This is a genomic window from Mucilaginibacter sp. PAMC 26640, from assembly GCA_001596135.1.
Lineage (GTDB): Bacteria > Bacteroidota > Bacteroidia > Sphingobacteriales > Sphingobacteriaceae > Mucilaginibacter.
Map to the genome: position 1 here is coordinate 1,820,920 of CP014773.1, position 20,701 is coordinate 1,841,620.

Sequence of the window (20,701 nt, forward strand, 5' to 3'; positions counted from 1 at the left end):
GTTTGAAAATGGGGAATGTAGTTAAACCAACAGAATAATGATAATTCACAATTATCATTAGGTAAAAACAGTATTTTTGGCTGCAACTGCTTCTGTAGCAGGATAAACATGCGGCCAATAAAATCAAAGCTATTTTTTTTACTGTTCTACGTCGGCTTTGCTCTGGCAAGTCGCGCTCAAAGCACCATCTGCACCGGTAGCCTTGGCGACCCGGTTATCAACGAGGATTTTGGATCTGGCCAGGGTAACGGCGGGCCCCTGCCTGCCGGGGTAACAACGTACAACTATACTTCCAGCACTTGCCCCAGCGATGGCAGCTATACAATTGCTTCAAACACTAACAATTGCTTTGGCGGCACTTGGTACACGGTGTTGCAAGATCATACTAATAACCCTAACGGGCGGATGATGATCATTAATGCCGCTCTTGCAAAAGGAGAGTTCTTTACGCAGATTACAGCCGTTGGTGCCCTTTGCGAAAATACTACCTATGAGTTTTCGGCCTACGTACTTAATCTTATCTTGCCATCTACATGCGGTGGGCAATCTTCACAACCCAATATTACGTTCATTATCCAAACCACTACGGGGCAGGTGTTGAAAACTTACGAATCTGGTGATATCCCCCCAACCAGCTCCCCGGTATGGGTCCAAAAATTCACGTATTTTACCACGCCACCCGGCGTGTCTGAGGTGGTGATCAAAATGGTCAACAACGCTCCGGGCGGCTGCGGTAATGATCTGTTGCTGGATGATATTACTTTCCGGGCATGCGGCCCGATAGTGCAGGCTGGTTTTGCGGGTACGGCAACTGTTACGCAGCAAAATACTTGTGTTGGGCAGTCCGCATCTTACAAGGTCATTGCTACGCCAGGCCCGGGTTATAACAATGCCAGTTACCAGTGGCAGCTTAACGCTAACGATGGGCTGGGTTGGCATGACATACCTGATGGAACACAAACTACGCTTGACGTTATTTTTATAAAGGCGCAATTAGGTACTTACCAGTACCGCCTGGGGGTGGCGGAAGGTGCAAACATAGCTTCTTTAAATTGCAGGGTATATTCAAACCCGGTTACCGTTTTTGTTAGCGGCTACCCTGTTGTGCCGGTAATTGCGCCTGTTTCCGTTTGTGAGGGGGAAGTGCTAACGCTCACTGCTTCCGGGGGCGCAGTTTACAAATGGAGCGGCCCCAATATGCCGGAAACTACGCAGAATCCTTTAGTAATACCCAATGCAACGCCTGCCGATGCCGGTAAGTATACGGTTATTGTAATTTCGGCCCAGGGCTGTGAATCGAAAGGCGGAACAGATGTAGTTATCAAGCCTAAAACGGTTATTACGGTGAGTGATGAGCAAACCATATGCCGGGGCAGTAATACCAATATCTCCGCTTCGGCAGCTAACGCAGATTCTTACAGTTGGCTGCCAGTAACAGGTCTGTCTGATCCTGCATCGCCCAGCCCTATCGCCGGGCCGGATGTTACCACCGTTTACACCGTAACCGTAACTGGCGTAAATGGCTGTACCAGCACTGCGCAGGTAACCGTAAATGTAATCGATGCCCCTGTTGCAAATGCCGGTAAAGACCGTAAAATGTCTGAAGGGCAATCGATACAATTGGAGGGCAGCGCTACCGGCAGCATTTTAAGTTATCTATGGTCGCCGGCAGATTATCTGGATAATCCCAATTCTCTAACGCCAACTGCTTCGCCGGTAAATGATATCACTTACACCCTTACCGTAACTTCGGCTAACAATTGCGGGATAAATACCAGCAGCGTTTTTATCAGGGTGTACAAAAAGGTGACTATCCCAAATTCGTTTACCCCAAACAGCGATGGTAAAAACGATACCTGGAATATAGAGGCACTGGAAACATATGCCCAAAGCACCACCAATGTTTATAACCGGAACGGGCAGCTGGTTTATAACAGTATTGGGTACAGCAAACCGTGGGATGGCACCTTTAATGGCAAATCATTAACCTCTGGCACTTATTATTATGTTATCGATCTTAAAAACGGTTCTCCGTTATTCTCGGGCTGGGTTTTGCTGCTGCGGTAGAGGTGTGTTTAGTCGGATTCGGAGCCTAATCCAGACCTTCGAGCTAGCATACCAAAGCATTGGCTAAGCCAAACCGTGGACAGGGATTTCGGAAGGCAACCTGCTGCCCGCAGGATGTACTATTATGTTATCGACAAAAAGAACGGCACTGCATTTTCGCTACAGTCCGGATGGGTATTTCTTGTTCGCTGAGATTAGAATTTTATAAATTTATCCATCTGCTCATCGGTAAACTTAAGTGTATCGGCTACAAACAGGTTGCCGTTCTCGTCAAACTCTTTATTAATACCCCCAATATGTATTTTGAGCGGCATAACATGGAGGTGAACATAATTGCAGATGCCGGTAAAATGGTCCACACCTCTAATATTACCGTATTTACCGGTGGATAGCCCGACCAGTGCAGCCTTCTTTTCGTAAAAACTTTGCGGAAAGCTGCAGGCATCAATAAATACCTTTAATACGCCGGGGAAGCTTCCGTTATATTCCGGAAGCAAAAAAAGGAATTTATCGGTATCATCGATCAACTGCTGAATCTTTGTAAATTCCGGACTGCGTTTACCGTACAGGTCGGTTTCTATAATGCATCCCGGTAATTCGGAAAGCGACAGGAGGGTGGTCTCCAGGCCTTTCTCAGCGAGCCTTTTCTGGTAATATTTACTTAATTTATAAGTAGCGCTGTTTGGGCGGTTTGTGCCGGATATTATGGTTACCATACAGTTAAAGTGATTGAGTGAACGCGAGGAACCCGGATGGTAAAATCATTAATTCACTAAATCAAATATTCTAAATTGCTACCCTACAATGTTTGTAAGTTGACAAATGCTGTGGAATTCTAATTTATTTAATTACGTATCTTTATCGCGGATAAAAAACAGTGCAAACATAAAAATTATTGTACTTGTTTTGCGTTGTAATGAACCGCTTAATTAATATTTAATATATAGAATGAGTAAAATTATTGCTTTAGCCAATCAAAAAGGCGGCGTTGGGAAAACTACATCATCTATTAACCTGGCAGCAAGTTTAGCTGTGCTGGAGTACAGAACCTTATTGGTTGATGCTGATCCGCAGGCAAATTCTACATCAGGGATCGGTTTTGATCCACGCAATATAAAGAACAGCATTTACGAGTGTATCATTAACGATGTTGATGTTCGAGAAGCAATTCAAAAAACCGATACGCCTAATCTGGACCTTTTGCCTGCTCATATCGATTTGGTAGGTGCCGAGATAGAGATGATAAACCTGCCCAACCGAGAATACAAGATGAAAGCGGTTCTGGATGGAGTAAGAGATGATTACGATTTCATCATTATCGATTGTTCACCATCGCTGGGCTTGATCACCATAAACTCGCTTACCGCAGCAGACTCGGTTATTATACCCGTACAGTGCGAATACTTCGCGTTAGAAGGCCTTGGCAAACTTTTAAATACCATTAAAATTGTTCAAACCCGTTTGAATACCCGGCTGGAGATAGAAGGTATATTGCTAACCATGTACGATGTGCGCCTTCGCTTATCAAACCAGGTGGTTGACGAAGTTAAAACGCATTTCGAGGATATGGTTTTTGAAACCATTATACAGCGTAATACCCGCTTAAGCGAGGCCCCTAGCTTTGGGATCTCCGTGATTATGCACGATGCCAATTGCAAAGGTGCGGTTAACTACCTCAACCTTGCGCGCGAAATTATCCGCAATAACGGCCTGGTAAAAGATGAAGAACTGGCCACTACAGAAACCGCTTAATTAAGGTATGAGTTCAGAAAAGAGAAACGCCCTGGGCAAAGGCTTAAGCGCACTGTTAAACGATTCGCCAAGTGTTAACCAAAATAAAAACAGCGGGCCATCTGGCTCTGTTACCGAAACCAACAGCCTTGGAGCGATAGGAGAGGTTAAAATAAGTGAAATAGAGGTAAACCCATTTCAGCCAAGGTCGGAGTTTGATGAGCAGGCACTTGCCGATCTCAGCGCATCCATCAAATTACAGGGGCTTATACAGCCCATTACCGTTAGGCGTATAAATTCGCATAGCTTCCAGCTTATCTCTGGCGAACGCAGGTTGCGTGCCAGCAAACTGGCCGGTTTAACGCAGATACCAGCCTATATCCGCAGTGCCAATGATCAGCAAATGCTGGAGATGGCGCTGATTGAGAACATTCAGCGCGAAGATCTGAATGCTATAGAGGTTGCGCTCAGCTTTCAGCGGATGATAGATGAGTTGAAACTGAAGCAGGAAGAGCTTGGAGATCGCGTTAGCAAAAATCGCAGCACTGTTACCAACTATTTGCGGCTGCTTAAACTACCGCCAACCATTCAATTATCACTGCGCGATGGCGAGATCAGCATGGGCCACGCAAAGGCTTTACTGGCCGTTGATAACCCCGCTACACAAATATACATTCACCAGCAAATTTTAAAGCAGGGCCTCTCTGTACGGAAAGTTGAAGAGATGGTACGTGAGATGGCCAGCGCGCCCGATAAACGGGAAGGCAAACAGCCGGAGCAGCTCACTTTCCAGATGCAAAAGATCCAGGATGACCTGGCTTCCAAATTCAGCACAAAGGTTAAGTTAAAAGTTAATACCCAAGGCAATGGATCGATAGAAATACCGTTCCTATCAGATGACGATCTGGGCCGGATACTGGAAATGCTGGATTGGTAATAGCTTATGTTTAAACAACTTGTAGTTACTGTGTTTTTTGTGGGTTTGGCATTCTTTTGCAAAGCACAAAATCCCGATTCGCTCGCAAAAACTAAGGATACTGCCGTTGTAAAACGCGATACCGTTGCGCGCACTTCATTTGCGCCGAAGATTAAAAAAGATAAAAAATATCACCCGGATAGTACTCATATTCCCAGTCTGGCTGTTAAGCGATCCTTATTAATACCAGGATGGGGCCAGGTATATAATCATAAATACTGGAAAGTGCCACTAATTTACGCTGGTCTGGGCTTATTGGGCTCGGCTATTGTAACTAATCAGCGGGAGTTTCAAAGGTTCTTAGCGCTGGCTAAAATTAGTAAATCGGGTTCGGTGCCCGTTCCCGGCTCTGTTCTTTACGCCTCCTATATCAAATATCAGGCAGATTACAATCGATTCGGAAATTTAGGCTATCAAACCCTTGCCGATGCCTCAGACGGTTACCTTCGTAACCGCGATATCAGTATCCTGAGTACGTTGGTTGTTTGGGGCGTTCAGGCAATTGATGCCTATATTGATGCCAAGTTCATCAGTTCCTACACGGTAGATAATGATTTGAGCATGAAGGTAACGCCCGGCTTTATCCAGCCGCTTTATGCAGCAAATTACAGTAATGCGTATATTCCGGGTATAAAAATTACCTTTACGCTAAATTAAAAAGCTGTAATAACATATACTGATGAAGATCGCATTATTAGGCTATGGCAAAATGGGCAAGATCATTGAACAAATAGCCCTGGACCGTAAACACGAGATCGTTTTAAAGATAAACCAAACTAACCTGCACGACCTTACTGCCGAAAACCTGCAACAGGCCGATGTAGCCATTGAGTTTAGTACCCCCGCCACGGTTTTAGATAATATTGCCGCTTGTTTCGCAGCAGGTGTACCTATTGTGGTGGGCACTACCGGCTGGTACAACATGCTTTCCGGCATCAAAGAAAAATGTGAAGCCGGTAATCACTCGCTCCTGTATGGTACCAACTTTAGCGTAGGGGTAAATATTTATTTCCATGTAAATAAGGTGCTGGCCAAGCTGATGAATAACTACCCGTACTACGATGTGCAGGTAGAAGAGATCCACCACACCCAAAAGCTGGATTCGCCAAGCGGAACAGCCATTACTATTGCCGAGGGCGTGATCAACAACCTGGATAGCAAAGCCGGCTGGGTTAATATTTTATCAGGCGATGAATCTGCAGACGACAGCAGTGTACCAACTGATCAGCTGCTGATAGAATCGCACCGGATAGAGAATGTACCCGGCACGCATACCGTTATTTACGATTCTGAAGTGGATAGCATTGAGTTTAAACACACGGCGCATAACCGTAATGGTTTTGCCTTAGGTGCCGTACTGGCGGCTGAGTGGTTAAAAGACAGGAAAGGATGCTATTCTGTTGAGGATATGTTTAATTTTAGCAATCAGTAGTCACTACCCCAATATTTTAGCAATGAACTGGAAATTCTGGAACAAGAATACGCAAGAGAAAAAAAAGAAAAGTGCCACACGTGAGTGGACAGACGCGATCATCTTTGCGGTAATTGCCGCTACCCTGATCCGCACCCTGTTTATTGAGGCCTATACTATACCCACACCATCAATGGAACGTTCCCTTTTAGTAGGGGATTTTTTGTTTGTGAGCAAGGTTAACTATGGTGCACGTACGCCTATGACGCCAATTTCCTTTCCTTTTGCGCATCATACCATGCCGCTAATAGGTACCAAGGCTTATTGGGACGGGATTAAATTGCCGTACTACCGCCTGCCGGGTTTAAGCGAAGTTAAAAAAGGTGACGTAGTGGTTTTTAACTATCCTATGGAGGCCGATTCTCCATATTACAGGCCGGTAGATAAACGGGAAAATTATATTAAACGTTGCCAGGGTGCCCCGGGCGATACCATTGCCTTACTGAATGCACAGGTATATGTTAACGGCAAACCTGCGCCAAACCCGCCGGGTGAGCAAACGGACTATTCTATCGGGAACAACGGAGTTCCTTTGAATCCCGAGATTTTGGACGAGTTAAAGGTTACTACCTACGAAGGGTCTATGTATCCCACCATGACCAAGGAGGCCGCTGCTAAGCTGAAGGGGTACTCTAACATTACATCCATCGTACCAAACATCAAGCAAAAAGGATTAGCAGATCCGTCAAGCCCCGTATTCCCTGCGGCTTATCCTAAATATAAGCTTAGCCAAAACAACAAAGATTTTGATTGGAATGTAGATAATTTTGGTCCTATCATCATCCCTAAAAAGGGTTGGACGGTTAAATTGGATAGCTTAACCCTGCCGGTTTATGGGCGTGCTATTGAGGTGTATGAAGGCAACAAACTGCAAATAACCAATGGTAAGGTATTTATAAACGATAAGCAAGCCGATAGCTACACTTTTAAAATGAACTACTACTGGATGATGGGTGACAACCGCCATAATTCGGCCGATTCAAGATATTGGGGATTTGTGCCCGAAGACCACATTGTTGGCAAAGCACTATTTATTTGGATGAGCTGGGATGATAATGGATCGTTTTTAAGCAAGATCCGCTGGAACAGGTTGTTCAGAGGGATTAATTAACATCCTATACGTTAAAGTTTTAAGCCCCGTCTGGTCCAGACGGGGCTTTTTTATTTAATGCATTTCGTAAGGTCAGCGACTTTTGATGTTATAACATTATTTTTCGATAATAAAAGCAGTGTTTTCACCCTAATTTTAGGGTTAAAACAGGGGTTTCTACCTATTTCAAATGCTTAAAACCCGCCCTATATTAGCGGAACCTAATCCTTGTCATTTGAACTGTCGCCGGGGAATCAGTGGTTGCCCGGCGGCAATTTAAAATAGAAGATCTTTGATCGTATAAAAATATATATCCTAACCTTGTCCTTCGCCCCAATAGTCGGTCAGCCGGCTATTGGGCGTTGGTAGATAAAAGCAAAACGTTTAAGCATCTTAGCACATTGAAATCGATGGCTTGTTTCAATGCAGCCCCTAAACCCGCTTCAATTCATTGAAAATCTCACTACGGGTATTGATAAGTATAATTAAGGCACGAAATGAAGTGATAGGCGGCGAAGGTCATTGAATTCTTTCAATAATTCTTTCTTCCGGCAAAGATGTTTCTTGATTTAGCTTTTTTTGGTTATTATTTTTTTGCAAGGGAAATAGTAGTTTGCTATCCATGTTCGCGATTGTTTTTGCTTGGGCTGAAAAGGCGGAGCACGAGCAGATTTTTCACAGGCACAGCGGTTAAATAAAAACCATTACTTATATTCACGCTTCGCTCCTTATCGCATCAACGCTATGAAAAAAGCACTGTTCATCACCCTAACTATAACTGCCGCTATGGCCGCAAAAGCACAAAAGTTCGATCCGCCCAAAACCAAAATCATTCCGGTTGCAGATACCCTGCACAATGTTATCCTGACGGATAATTACCGCTGGCTGGAAGATAAGAAAGATGAAAAGGTAATAGAGTGGACCAAAAAGCAGCACGACTATGGTGTGGAATACCTGGCTAAAACGCAAAAGATCCATCCCGAACTGAAGGAACAGATAGCAGCCTACCTCAATATGGATTATGAAGGCCCCTTGACTAACGTAGGGAAACGGGTTTTCCAAACCGTTAAGCTCAAAGGAGATAAGCAATACAAAACCTACACTATCATGGATGGTAAGAAGGTCCTGATTTGGGACCCGGTGCAACTGGATACTACTGGTAAAACATCAACCAGCGGTGTAAACTACACTTATGATGGCGAGCGTGCTGCCGTCAGTGCCCAAAAAAGTGGTGCCGAAGTAAACACCGTGTACTTTATAGACACCCGGACCGGCAAACAGATCCATCCGCCAATCACCAATATCTTTGGTTTTCAATGGACCAAAGATCAGCAGCACGCGTACATCACCCTGCGCAGCCAGGATGATGTAGATAAGCAGGTGCCGCTTAAAACCTACCTGCTAAAAATAGGCGAGCCGGTAGAAAAAGCCGTTTTTCTGGGCACTACCAAAGATGCCAAGAATAATTACAACATCTACGATAACCGTTACAGTGATGTGACCTTTAGCGGCGAGGGAGATTTTTACTCCAATAGCCTGAGGATCCGCCCGACAGGTAGTTTGAAAGAGGGCAAACTGATCTACGACAGTAAGAAATTTTCGGCTTACCCTGAGGCGATTGGCGATAAGCTTTACGTAATGACCAACGATAACGCGCCGAAGTATCGACTAATGGTTGCCGATAAAGCTAAACCCGATTATAAGGATTGGAAAACGCTGATCCCCGAAGGGAAAACGGTGATGGAAAATTATGTGGTTACCAAAAACAGCATCATCGTACAGGATAAGTTCGACCTGGTTAGCCGTTTGACCATTTACGACCTGAACGGTAAGAAACTGCGTGCCATGCCCCTGCCCGAAAAGGGCAGCATCGGTAGTGTGAGCTATGACCGCGAACTGGATTCGGTTTACATTTCGCTGGTTACTTTTACATCTACCCCAAAAACCTACGTGGCTTCTCCGTCTAACTATAAATGGCGTTTGTATTACCAAAGGCACTTGCCGGTAGATATGAGCAATATTGTTGGCGAGATTAAATTTTACACAGGTAAAGATGGCAGCCGTGTGCCGGCATTTGTAGTTCACCGTAAGGATATTAAAATGGATGGTAATAACCCCGTGCTGCTTACGGCTTACGGTGGTTTCCAATCGGGAATTAAGCCCGGCTATATGGGCTTCTACGCACCTTTTATCAATGCCGGGGGTATTTTGGTCAATGCCGGCATCCGTGGTGGCGACGAATTCGGCGAACAATGGCACCTGGACGGTATGCTAGCCAAAAAGCAAAATAGTTTTGATGATTTTTATGCCTGTGCCGAGTGGCTGGTGAAGGAAAAGTATTCCAATACAACTAAAATTGTAGCCTTGGGCGGAAGTAACGGGGGGCTGCTAATGGGTGCTGCTGCAACACAGCGACCAGACCTTTTCAAAGCCATTGTATGCGAGGTACCCTTGCTGGATATGCTGCGTTACCACAAATTTTTGATAGCGCGTTACTGGATTCCGGAGTATGGTGCAGCCGAAGATGCAGAGCAGTTTCAATGGCTGCTACGCTATTCGCCATATCAAAATATCCGTGCGGGTGTAAATATCCCACCCATGCTGGTAACAGCGGGAGCGAACGATACCCGTGTTGACCCGATGAATGCCAAAAAATTTGTAGCGGCTGTGCAAAACAACCCGGGGCAGGTTAGCCCGGTTATACTCCATATGGATTACGATAGCGGCCATGGAAGCGGGCAGGCAACTGAGCAAGCCATCACCAACTGGACGTTTATATTTGAATATATTATGAATCAACTGGGAATGTAGGACGGTATTGCCTAACAAGCGCCTACCAATTGGGGGCGCTTTACTTTGCCTGTAAAATCTTTGAAATCACTATTAATGATTGAAATTGTGCAATAAAAAAGCGTTCCGTATCTCACCCCGGAACGCTTAATAACATTATCTCTCAAATAATGTTAATCAACTAAATCTCAGATAACATATTAATTTACCCAAGTTCTTTATTAAGAAACCCTCACCGGGTAGTTAAATGCTTGTAAAACAATTATTCTATACAGGTAGTAATGCAAATACTGTACCTAAACTTTTTAAAGCAGCCCATTACTGTGTCAAATATACACATCTAATAAAAGCAATTTTAAAATATCGCGCGCTGTGATATTGAAATGACGTAACATTTATGCTATATGTTACACGGATGTAATAATATATCGGTTTTAAAATTACAGATATTATTATAAAATAAAACATTATCAGTAGGTTATTAAAACATTAAAATAACACTTAGTGTAAAAAACTTTTTAAACCCAAGGTAATTGTGGCGTTATTCAATTCGTTTTTGTATTGCGTTTAGTGCGACTGGGCTATCACCATGATATATTGGGCAATGTAAAGTTTGAAAAGGATCTTTATAAATACCGCGCTTAAGTGCATCGTTCGGCTTGTTCCTTATATTATTGATATTGAGGATGTTTACGCTGAATGTGTATTGTTGCCTGGTTGACTGACTAATTCATTGCCGCTGTTGAATTAGGAAGAACAAATAATGCTTCTTAAATTACCCTTGCAAAATTGGATCTGTTTAACTAATCTGTTCATGAAAAAACTATTCTTCATATTTATATTATCATTTCCGGCTGTTGTGTTGGCCCAGAAATATACAGCTGCAGAGATAGCCCGGTATCAGCGGCAATCTCAGTCGGTTACTATTATCCGGGATAATTATGGTACGCCGCATATATATGCAAAAACAGATGCAGCTGTGGTGTTTGGTTTAATGTATACCCAATGCGAAGAAAATTTTAAAGGGATTGAACGCAATTATCTTTATCAAATGGGCCTGCAAAGCCAGGCGGATGGTGGCGCACCCTTGTACACCGATGTGCAGTTACAGCTTATTGCAGATAGTGCTGATGCCATAACGGACTATAAGTCCAGCGCACCTTCCTTTAAAAAATTGCTGGATGCTTTTGCAGATGGTGTTAATTATTATTTGTACAAACATCCCGAAGTAAAACCCCTGGTATTTAAAAAGTTTAAGCCCTGGTATGCATTGATGTTTACCGATGGCAGCGTTGCCGCTACCGAAACAGGCGATATTACCCCAAAGGAAACTGAATTGTTCTATGGCAAGCGGGAAAACACTGTCGGTGCGGTGTTCAATCCCAATAGCATCATTAATACCCACGAGGATAAGGAAACCGGTTCTAATGGTTTTGCTATCTCCCCATCGCGTACAGCATCAGGAAATGCTATGTTATACATTAACCCTCACGTGCCTTTTTATTTTCGCAGCGAAGTGGGCCTGCAAAGTGAGGAAGGCTTGCATGCTTACGGCGCCGTAACCTGGGGTCAGTTTTTTATTTACCAGGGCTTTAATGCGCATTGTGGCTGGATGCATACCAGCAGTTATGCCGATGTGGGTGATATGTATGCGGAAAAAGTGGTAAAGAAAAATGGTAAGTGGTTTTACGAGTACGATGGTAAATTAAAGCCCGTAACCGAAAAAAAACTGAAGATGCAGGTTAAAAAAGGTGATGCGTTGGTACCCGTTGAAATCACCGCCTATTATACGCACCACGGCCCGGTACTTGCCACCCGCGGAGGTAAATGGTTGGCACTTAAACACTATAACCGGTCATACAAGGCACTGTTAGAATCCTGGCTTATTACGAAGGCTAATAATTATGATGCGTATAAAACGGCCATGAATCTGTTGGCTAATACCAGCAACAATACCGTTTATGCGGATGACAAAGGCAATACTGCCTTTTGGTATGGAGACTTTATCCCGAAACGTAACCCAACGTTTAATTGGGCTGTGCCGGTTGATGGCAGTACCTCTGCCACTGAATGGAAAGGGCCGCATACGCTGAACGAGTTAGTACAGGTGCACAATCCGGCTACAGGATACATTCAAAATTGCAACTCTACTCCGTTTACCTCAGCTGGCACTGCCAGTCCCGATCAAACAAAATTCCCATTGTATATGGCTCCTAATGATGAGAACTATCGGGGCATTAATGCCATCAATCTTTTGAAAGATGCCAAACAGCTCACCCTGGACGGTCTTATCGCCAAAGGATATGATCATTATTTAACCTTTTTTGATGATGTGCTGCCTGCGCTGTTCGCAGCATATGATCAAGCGCCAGATACCTTGAAAAGCAAACTTGCGGAACCAATTAGCCTATTGAAACAGTGGGACAGGCGTACAGCGGTAAATTCAGTGCCTTCCACTTTGGCGGTTGAGTGGGGCACGCTTATTTTCCGTGCAATGCCGCCAGCCCTCCCGGGAGAAAATAGTTACCAGGTTAAACGGGTAAGGGAATTGCTTAAAAACCTGCCAGGCCAAACACAATTAGCGATGTTGAGCACCGTTATAAGTGATTTGCAGAGCCGGTTCGGTACCTGGCAAATGGCTTGGGGTGATATAAACCGTTATCAACGCCCTCCAGCCGGAACCGGGTTTGACGATGCCGCGCCCAGCCTACCAGTGGGATCAACGTCCTCTAATTTTGGCCAGTTGCCATCTTTCCAAAGCAAACTTATGCCAGGTACCAAAAAGCGCTATGGCTTCTCGGGTAACAGCTTTATTGCGGCTGTAGAATTTGGGGCGGTAGTAAAGGCCAAATCTATTATTACGGGCGGGCATTCATTTGACACCACCTCCCCAAACTTTACCGACCAGGCCCAAGGATATATCGATGGTAACTTTAAAGACGTATTGTTTTACCGCGCAGATGTATTAAAAAATGCGGTGAAAACTTATCATCCGTAAATTGTGATCGTTGGGTGTAATGAATATTAAACAACTGGTATTTATTTATAGGTGCCATTTGGCTTATTAACAAGATATTTAAATTAAATTATATTTGTTAAGGATAACATATATGAAAAAATGTCTTTTAATAATACTGCTCACTGTATTAGGGGTTAGTTCAAACGCGCAAAGCATCACCTTTTACGACCTTACAAATTTAACCAACTTAAGCGAGGGAGAGGCCCGCCTTTATTTAACGCTCGGCAAGGTTTTTAAACACCAGTATATTGACGAAACTAAGGGGCACAAAGAGGAGCATTTTCGTTCTACGAATGCGAAAGAAAAAGAACAGACGGTTACCATAGGCGAAAGCACTATTTTATCAAACCATACGGTTTTGCGTTCGGTAACTTATACAACGCGCGATCCACAGCATATCCTGAATTTAATAGCTCAGGCAAAGCGAAGCAAGATGACCATGAAATTTCAGGGGTCCGATTCCAATAACAACATCTATATCTTTGATAACGACTTTTATCACGTTGCCATGTACATCAGCACTACCGAAAACAAGGGATCGGTGAAAATAGATCAAAAAGAGTTTATTGCAAATTGATATTTTCAAGGGCGATAATTAGCACATTTAATTTGTACGCTCTCCCAAACTTGTACAAACACTGGTAAGCATTGTGCTTTCAAGCTTTGCCGCCTGTGTAAACAGCGCAATTTATCATTTATCGCAAATATTGATGACAACTTCAATGCATCCTGACTTGGAATCGGATAGATTTGTGTTTGTATGGCTGGCAAAAAAATGCTATGCCTACGCGCTTGCCATGCTATTTGTCCCAGCACCAAATACATACGATCTTCGGTAGCAGCTATTGCATTCGTATCGTTTTATTGGCAGAAAGAACAACAAAGTTTTCATCCAAAGAGGGCGTCTGGCTCTTGTAGTTAAATATCCAATTGTACACTTGGGGCATTTGTGTTTTATCTTAATTGTTTCCATGGGGTTTCTGAATAACGGTTATAGATTTTCTTACAGCATTAAATTTCGGGAACATATTTAATTGAAGCCACTGCAATACATGTCGCTACTTTATTCAGCGCATCAACCAGGAACAATATTATACCCGAGAATTTTGCGCGCTTAACTGAAGTGGAATTGCTTCCCGGATTTTTCATTGGTAATGACGCTAACATGTGATAAGAGTACAGTAACTTAAAAAGCGAAAAATGGTAACTTATAATTTATTATTAAATGATAGGAAACTATTATTTAATAATAAGTTATATAATACTCCGCCTTTAAATATTAATCAAATATAGTATTCGTGGAGATTTTTAGAAAGGCAAGGGGGGTGGACAAAAGTGAGACAAAGTTGATACGAAATGTACGCCGATGGTATAATCACCATTTAAAGTCCCTTTATAATATCTTCAAGCTCCAAACTTCCTTCGAGCTTGATTTTTTTGCGGAGGCGCTGTTTCGCCTTTTTTACACCATCGGTAGTTATGCCCAGCATACCTGCCATTTCACGATTGTTGAGGTTGAGTTTTAAAAGAGCGAGTAAACGTATTTCTGTGCTGGTAACGTGCGGGTATTTGTTTCTTAAATTATATAAAAATGCAGGATGTACATTGCTGAACAATTTTTTGAATTCTTCCCAATTTTCATCGGTCATGATGTGCAGCTTCATCATGTTGGCAATTTCCCGCGCGCCATCTTCAGCATTGAACTTTCTTTTTAGCTTATCAAGCTCGGTTTTAAATTCATCTATCAGCAGATTTTTCTGCGTTAGTTTTTCGGCATATCCGGCTATTGCGAGTTCGGCAGTCCGCAACTGCTCATCTAACCGTACCTTTTCTGAAGTTAATAGTGCTCTGTCTTTTTGTGCATGAAGGCGTTGACTGTTGAAAATCAACCCACTAATCACCATTATAAGCATCAAGCCAATTATAACGGTATTGCGCTTGTATATTTCCATTTCGGCCCGCAGTTTTACATTATTTAATTGTGTTTTGCTCCGGTCAAATTCCCATTGCGGCCGGGCGGGTATTATCGATAACGGATTATAAAGGCTCTCTAATTTGTTTTCTGAGAAGTTATACCCTACCTGATTTTGCATAGCATCTAAAGTGGCGCTCGCATTTTTATCGATTTCTGATATCTGTTTATAGCGTTCCGTTCGGGATTTTAACACACCTTCCCGTGTTTTCGATAGTAGCCTGGATGTATTCTCTGAATGGTATTTTACTGTCGACACTAAACCTGTAGCGATGATAATCCTCGCCAGTTGTAATTGAGTTATTAAGGCATGGTAACCGGCTTTGTAAAACACGCGTGGTTGATCGACCCTTGTATTTTTTTCGAGCTTTTGTATAGAAGAAAAGATGACAGGTTTGTGGAGCACATTCAGCACAATTGCGCTGCATACCAGGCAAATAGAGGAACTGATCACAATAGCAATTGAGAAAATTGCACATCGGAATTTGTTTAAACATTCAGGCGACAATGTCCAATACAATTTGCAGGTTATTTTAAGAGTGACAGTTAAAAGTAACAAAATTTTTTAAAAAAGATGTTTTTTAAGTCACTACCCTACATAACAATTTTTTGAATTTGTGCGTTTCAAAAACAGATCATTCTGTTTTTTCAGCAGCCTCCGGTGCCTGGATCTGTGATATAGAAAGCGGTAGCAGTTTCCGTGTTTTTAAAAAAGTGATACTTACAATGAGCAGCGTCATGGTGCCGCCAAATAACACGGCAGGGATGGTACCAAAGAGTTTAGCAGCCACGCCCGATTCAAAATCACCAATTTCGTTAGATGAGCCGATAAACATGGAATTTACCGCAGATACACGCCCCCGCATTTGATCTGGAGTAAGCAATTGCATTAACGTACCCCTTATGATCACGCTCACACTATCAAATGCACCCTGCAAAAAAAGGAATATTAGCGACAAGTAAAATATATGGGATAAACCAAAGCCAATGATACACAAGCCAAAACCGGTTATAGCAATTAGCAAATTGCGCCAGGGCCTGTTAAGGGGCGAAAATCTGATCATGATGAGCATCGTAAGCGCCGCGCCAAGGGAGGATGCCATGCGCATAGTACCCAGTCCTTCGGCTCCAACTTTTAATATATCCAGCGCAAATACCGGTAGCAGTGCTACCACGCCACCAAAAAATACCGAAAACAGATCGAGGCTCATTGCGTAAAACATGATCTTGTTGGTAAATACAAAGTTTAGCCCTTCTTTCAAACTTTTCCAGATGTTTTCTTTGGGGATGAATACCGGCGGAAACTGGCGCAACAGGTAAACCAGCACCAGCGAAATCAGCATAAAAATGAGTATGATACCAAATGTTGCCGTTATGCCGCTTAGCCCCGGGATGATGTGAGGCGCAAAGCCATAAACAAAGCCACCAACAAAGGGCCCCAGAATAGAAGCTACCTGCCAGCTGGAGCTACTCCAGGTACTCCCGTTCGGATATAAATCTTTTGGGATGCTTTGCGCATAAATAGTAAAGGTAGCCGGGCCGTAAAAAGCACGGGCCACGCCATTGCAGAATATCATGCTGTACAGTATTGGCAGTACCCAGTCTGTTCGTACGTACGCATGAGCACTTTGTAGCGTAACGATAAACATAGTAAGGGCGGCCATACAAACGCCGCTAAATATCAGCAGCAGCATTTTTCGTTTTTCATATTTATCAGCAACATAGCCACCGTATAGCGCTATGCCTACAGCAGGTACAGCTTCTGCAAGCCCAATAAATGCTAATGCAATTTTACTGTGAGTTAGTTCATAAATATAGAAACCCAGCACCGTTGTTTGCATTTGATAAGCAAATGTAAAGAAGAAGCGCATGCCAATGTAGGATCGAAAATCCTTATACCGCAAGGCTGCAAATGAATCTGGTTTTTGGGGTTGTGGTTGATCTCCGTCTGGCACCTGTAGTTGTTTTGTGGGTCCGCAATTTACAAACCTGTTTTATGAAATAAGCAGGGGCGCAAAACATTGCGCCCCTGTGAAACTATAATCCGTGTTGGTCTATCAGATATACCATTGCCGCTATTGCTGCGGCACCCAGCTCCAGCTCCCGTTTGTTTACGTTTTCAAACACATTGTTTGGTGTATGATGGATATCAAAGTAACGCTGCGAGTCGGGCCGGAAGCCCATAAGCATCACCGATGGAACAGTCTCCTTTAGCGGGCTAATATCAGTGCCGCCGCCGCCCGCAACCAGTCTGTCTGCCTCATATGGTTCCAGCAGTGTTTTCCAATTTCTATTGATCTCTTTAAGTTTTGATGAGGAGGCGCCCTCGAAGCTAAAACCGCGCGGTGTAAAGCCGCCCTCGTCAGTTTCTATTGCGGCGATGTGTTCTTCTTTATTTTTAGCTGCCAGCTCGGCATATTTCGTCCCGCCTTTGTGGCCATTCTCCTCATTCATGAACAATACAGCACGTACCGAGTTTTTTGGTTTATAGCCGGTGGCTTTAAAAATACGCAACACTTCTACCGACTGCATTACACCGGTTCCATCGTCATGTGCACCTTCAGCAAGATCCCATGAATCCAGGTGCCCACCAACAGTAATGTATTTGTTAGGGTTGTCGGTGCCCGTAATTTCGCCAATTACGTTATATGATTTTTCGTCGGGAAGTAAAGCGCAGCTTTGTTTAAAATAAAATTTGATAAGTGGCAGCTTCCGTAATTTAAGCAGATGGCTTAATTTATTGGCCGCAATGGTTGAGATAGCTGCCGCCGGGATAATTTTAGTTTTGCCGCTAGTGTCATAAAGTGTAGCGCCGGTATGCGGATAATTATCAAGAGATTCTGTCAACGAGCGTACAATTACCCCAATAGCGCCGTATCTGGCTGCGGCTGCAGGGCCGGCAAAGCGTTGGTCGCCTGCACTGCCATATGCTGCGCCCGTCTCAATAAAACGGGGATCGAAAGCACGATTAAAGAAAACGATCTTGCCTTTTATAACACTTTCGCCTAATGTCTCCAGTTCTTTTAAACTTTTCACTTCAATTACATTGGCAGTAAGCCCCGCTTTAGGTGTAGCTACCGACATGCCCAAGGCTGCAATGGCCACCGGGATTCGGGTTTTACCATCAATTATAAAAGCTTGCTCTTTTTCTCCCCGCACCCAATGGGGTACCATTACTTCCTGCAGGTAAACCTTATCAAAGCCGTAAGTATCCATCAACTTCTTGCTCCATTCAACAGATTTTTGTGCATTCAAAGAGCCACTTAAACGGGGGCCAATACTTTTACACAAATAACGCAGGTTTTCATAGCATTGCCCATTCACCAAAGCCTCATCATAAAGCTTACGAATGATTAGGGAATCCTGGGCTTTTAAAGTTGTAGCAGCCAGCGAAAAGGAGAGAAGAAGCAGTAAATATTTTTTCATTTAACGGGTGTTTAAGCAAAAATACTATTTGTACCCGGAAAACCTATTTTATGAGATTTTATCCCAGCCTAGCCCGGCATTTGCAGACTTAAATGACTGGTGGAGGATCTGGTGCTCCGGGAGGGCAAGCTGAGGATCTTGTTCGAAGATTTGTTCTACGCACTTTCGTGCCTGGATCAGTACCTCCTGGTCGGTACTTAAGTTGGCCACTTTCAAATCCAGTATGCCGCTTTGTTGCGTGCCTTCTATATTGCCTGGTCCGCGTAGCTGCATATCTATTTCGGCTATTTCGAATCCGTTATTAGTTTTAACCATTGTGTTGAGGCGGATCCGGCCGTCGGCACTTAGCTTGTGACTACTCATTAAAATACAGTAGGACTGCTCAGCACCCCTGCCAACCCGGCCACGTAACTGGTGCAATTGCGAAAGGCCGAAGCGTTCCGCATTTTCAATGATCATAACCGATGCATTGGGTACATTAACCCCAACCTCAATTACTGTGGTAGCCACCATTATTTGTGTTTCGCCCTTAATGAACCGCTGCATCTCAAAATCCTTATCCGCGGCAGACATTTTACCATGTACCACACTTATACGATATTGCGGTAATGGAAACTCCCGAGCCATTAGTTCGGCACCATCTACCAGGTTTTTCAGGTCCAGCTTTTCACTTTCTTGTATCAGCGGGTATACCACGTAAATTTGCCGCCCCTTCGCAATTTCCTGTTTCATGAAGCCGAACATTCTTAATCGTTGCGTATCATAAAAATGCAGTGTTTGAATAGGCTTACGCCCTGCAGGCAGTTCATCTATTACAGAAACATCCAAATCGCCATAAAGCGTCATAGCCAGGGTACGGGGAATAGGTGTTGCTGTCATCACGAGGATGTGAGGTGGTACAATATTTTTGCGCCAAAGCCTGGCCCGTTGCTCTACGCCGAAACGATGCTGTTCATCAATTACTACCAGGCCCAGGTTTTTGTATTGCACTTTATCTTCTATCAGGGCATGAGTGCCTATCAGTATTTTCAGGCTGCCATCTTCCAGTTTTTCGTGGATAATCTGTCTCTTTTTCTGCGGTACCGAGCCGGTTAACAGCGCAACCGCTATAAAATCGTCTCCAACTAAGCTTTTGATAGTTTGAAAATGCTGATTAGCCAAAATTTCGGTGGGGGCCATAATGCAAGTTTGAAAGCCATTGTCAATAGCTATCAGCATGCTCATTAAGGCAACAACTGTTTTTCCGCTACCCACATCCCCCTGCAATAGCCGGTTCATTTGTACGCCGCGCTGGGTATCGATCCTGATCTCCTTTAAAACGCGCTTTTGCGAATTGGTGAGTTGGAACGGGAGTTTATTTTGATAAAACTCGTTAAAACAACTACCAACTGTTCCGAAAGTATTGCCCTTGAACTTTTGCGTGCGGGTTAACTTAGTCTTTAGCAATTTTAGTTGCAGGAAAAATAGTTCCTCAAATTTTAGGCGCCTGATCGCCTCGTTGAGTTGGTTTTGATTGTCGGGAAAGTGAATGTTACGATAACTTTCTGCCCTGTTGGCAAGTTTAAAACGGTTCAGGAGATAGGCCGGGAGATTCTCTTGGATATCCTTAACATGTTGATCCAGTAAAATAGTAACGAGCTTTTGTAAGCCTTTACTGTCTAAGCTAAACTGTTTTAATTTTTCTGTTGAATTATAAGCAGGTTGGAGCGTGAGGTTGCCGTTTTGTTTAATGGTATTTGGTGCATAAAGTTCCATATCGGGATGCGCCATCTGGGGTTTCCCATTGAAAGATCCTGGCTTGCCAAAGAGCACATAGACTTTACCCGGAACCAGGCTTTTTTCAACCCACTTAATGCCCTGGAACCATACCAATTCAATGAAACCGGTATCGTCCTTACATTGTGCAACCAGGCGTTTTGTATGTTTTTCGCCGATAATTTCTTTAGAGATCAGTCGAGCCAATACCTGAACATATGGCATTTCTGTATTGATATCTCTTATTTTATAGAAACGGGTTCTATCGATATACTTAAACGGGAAGTGTTTAAGCAAATCATCAAACTTAAAAATGTGCAGTTCTTTTTTAAGCACCTCGGCACGGGCAAGGCCTACGCCTTTTAAATACTCGATGGGTGTTTGGAAGTGCTGGCTATTCAATT

Annotated in this window: 14 protein-coding genes; 9 read left to right on the top strand and 5 right to left on the bottom strand. The window is 43.6% G+C overall.

Translation table 11 applies throughout. The features are described from left to right. The first annotated feature begins 108 nt into the window (after positions 1 to 108). Complete coding sequence (locus A0256_07850; protein ID AMR31342.1) at positions 109 to 2,067, top strand: hypothetical protein; 1,959 nt, start codon at positions 109 to 111, stop codon at positions 2,065 to 2,067. A 194-nt stretch (positions 2,068 to 2,261) separates the two neighbouring features. Here A0256_07850 and A0256_07855 read toward each other — a convergent pair whose 3' ends face one another. Next, positions 2,262 to 2,783, bottom strand: a complete 522-nt coding sequence (locus tag A0256_07855; GenBank protein ID AMR31343.1) for an NADPH-dependent FMN reductase — start codon at positions 2,781 to 2,783, stop codon at positions 2,262 to 2,264. 232 nt (positions 2,784 to 3,015) lie between these two features. Between A0256_07855 and A0256_07860 the strand changes: the two genes are divergently transcribed. The 8 genes from A0256_07860 (at position 3,016) to A0256_07895 (ending at position 13,721) form a co-directional block, all read left to right on the top strand. After that, the gene (locus tag A0256_07860; protein AMR31344.1) at positions 3,016 to 3,819 is read left to right on the top strand and encodes a chromosome partitioning protein ParA; all 804 of its coding nucleotides are present in this window, start codon (positions 3,016 to 3,018) and stop codon (positions 3,817 to 3,819) included. A gap of 7 nt (positions 3,820 to 3,826) precedes the next feature. Beyond that, positions 3,827 to 4,735, top strand: a complete 909-nt coding sequence (locus tag A0256_07865; GenBank protein ID AMR31345.1) for a chromosome partitioning protein ParB — start codon at positions 3,827 to 3,829, stop codon at positions 4,733 to 4,735. Between the two features lie 6 nt (positions 4,736 to 4,741). After that, the gene (locus A0256_07870; GenBank protein ID AMR31346.1) at positions 4,742 to 5,431 is read left to right on the top strand and encodes a hypothetical protein; all 690 of its coding nucleotides are present in this window, start codon (positions 4,742 to 4,744) and stop codon (positions 5,429 to 5,431) included. Positions 5,432 to 5,453: 22 nt separating this feature from the next. Continuing rightward, entirely contained in the window at positions 5,454 to 6,206 is a 753-nt protein-coding gene (locus A0256_07875; GenBank protein AMR31347.1) for a 4-hydroxy-tetrahydrodipicolinate reductase, read from the top strand. 22 nt (positions 6,207 to 6,228) lie between these two features. After that, positions 6,229 to 7,356 (top strand): S26 family signal peptidase, encoded by a 1,128-nt coding sequence (locus tag A0256_07880; protein AMR31348.1) that lies wholly within the window; start codon positions 6,229 to 6,231, stop codon positions 7,354 to 7,356. A gap of 723 nt (positions 7,357 to 8,079) precedes the next feature. Next, positions 8,080 to 10,146 carry a hypothetical protein gene (locus A0256_07885; protein ID AMR31349.1) on the top strand — a complete coding sequence of 689 codons (2,067 nt, stop codon included), beginning with the start codon at positions 8,080 to 8,082 and terminating at the stop codon, positions 10,144 to 10,146. Positions 10,147 to 10,939: 793 nt separating this feature from the next. Then, positions 10,940 to 13,123 carry a penicillin amidase gene (locus tag A0256_07890; GenBank protein AMR31350.1) on the top strand — a complete coding sequence of 728 codons (2,184 nt, stop codon included), beginning with the start codon at positions 10,940 to 10,942 and terminating at the stop codon, positions 13,121 to 13,123. Positions 13,124 to 13,235: 112 nt separating this feature from the next. Continuing rightward, positions 13,236 to 13,721: a hypothetical protein gene (locus tag A0256_07895; GenBank protein ID AMR31351.1), complete on the top strand. Its 486-nt coding sequence runs from the start codon at positions 13,236 to 13,238 to the stop codon at positions 13,719 to 13,721. 805 nt (positions 13,722 to 14,526) lie between these two features. Here A0256_07895 and A0256_07900 read toward each other — a convergent pair. The 4 genes from A0256_07900 to A0256_07915 form a co-directional block, all read right to left on the bottom strand. After that, positions 14,527 to 15,531, bottom strand: coding sequence for a hypothetical protein (locus tag A0256_07900; GenBank protein ID AMR31352.1), 1,005 nt, complete (start codon positions 15,529 to 15,531; stop codon positions 14,527 to 14,529). Positions 15,532 to 15,751: 220 nt separating this feature from the next. After that, positions 15,752 to 17,071 (bottom strand): MFS transporter, encoded by a 1,320-nt coding sequence (locus tag A0256_07905; protein ID AMR31353.1) that lies wholly within the window; start codon positions 17,069 to 17,071, stop codon positions 15,752 to 15,754. A gap of 82 nt (positions 17,072 to 17,153) precedes the next feature. Beyond that, positions 17,154 to 18,542 carry a peptidase M28 gene (locus tag A0256_07910; protein AMR31354.1) on the bottom strand — a complete coding sequence of 463 codons (1,389 nt, stop codon included), beginning with the start codon at positions 18,540 to 18,542 and terminating at the stop codon, positions 17,154 to 17,156. Between the two features lie 48 nt (positions 18,543 to 18,590). After that, the gene (locus A0256_07915) at positions 18,591 to 20,699 is read right to left on the bottom strand and encodes an ATP-dependent DNA helicase RecG (protein AMR31355.1); all 2,109 of its coding nucleotides are present in this window, start codon (positions 20,697 to 20,699) and stop codon (positions 18,591 to 18,593) included. Positions 20,700 to 20,701: the final 2 nt, after the last annotated feature.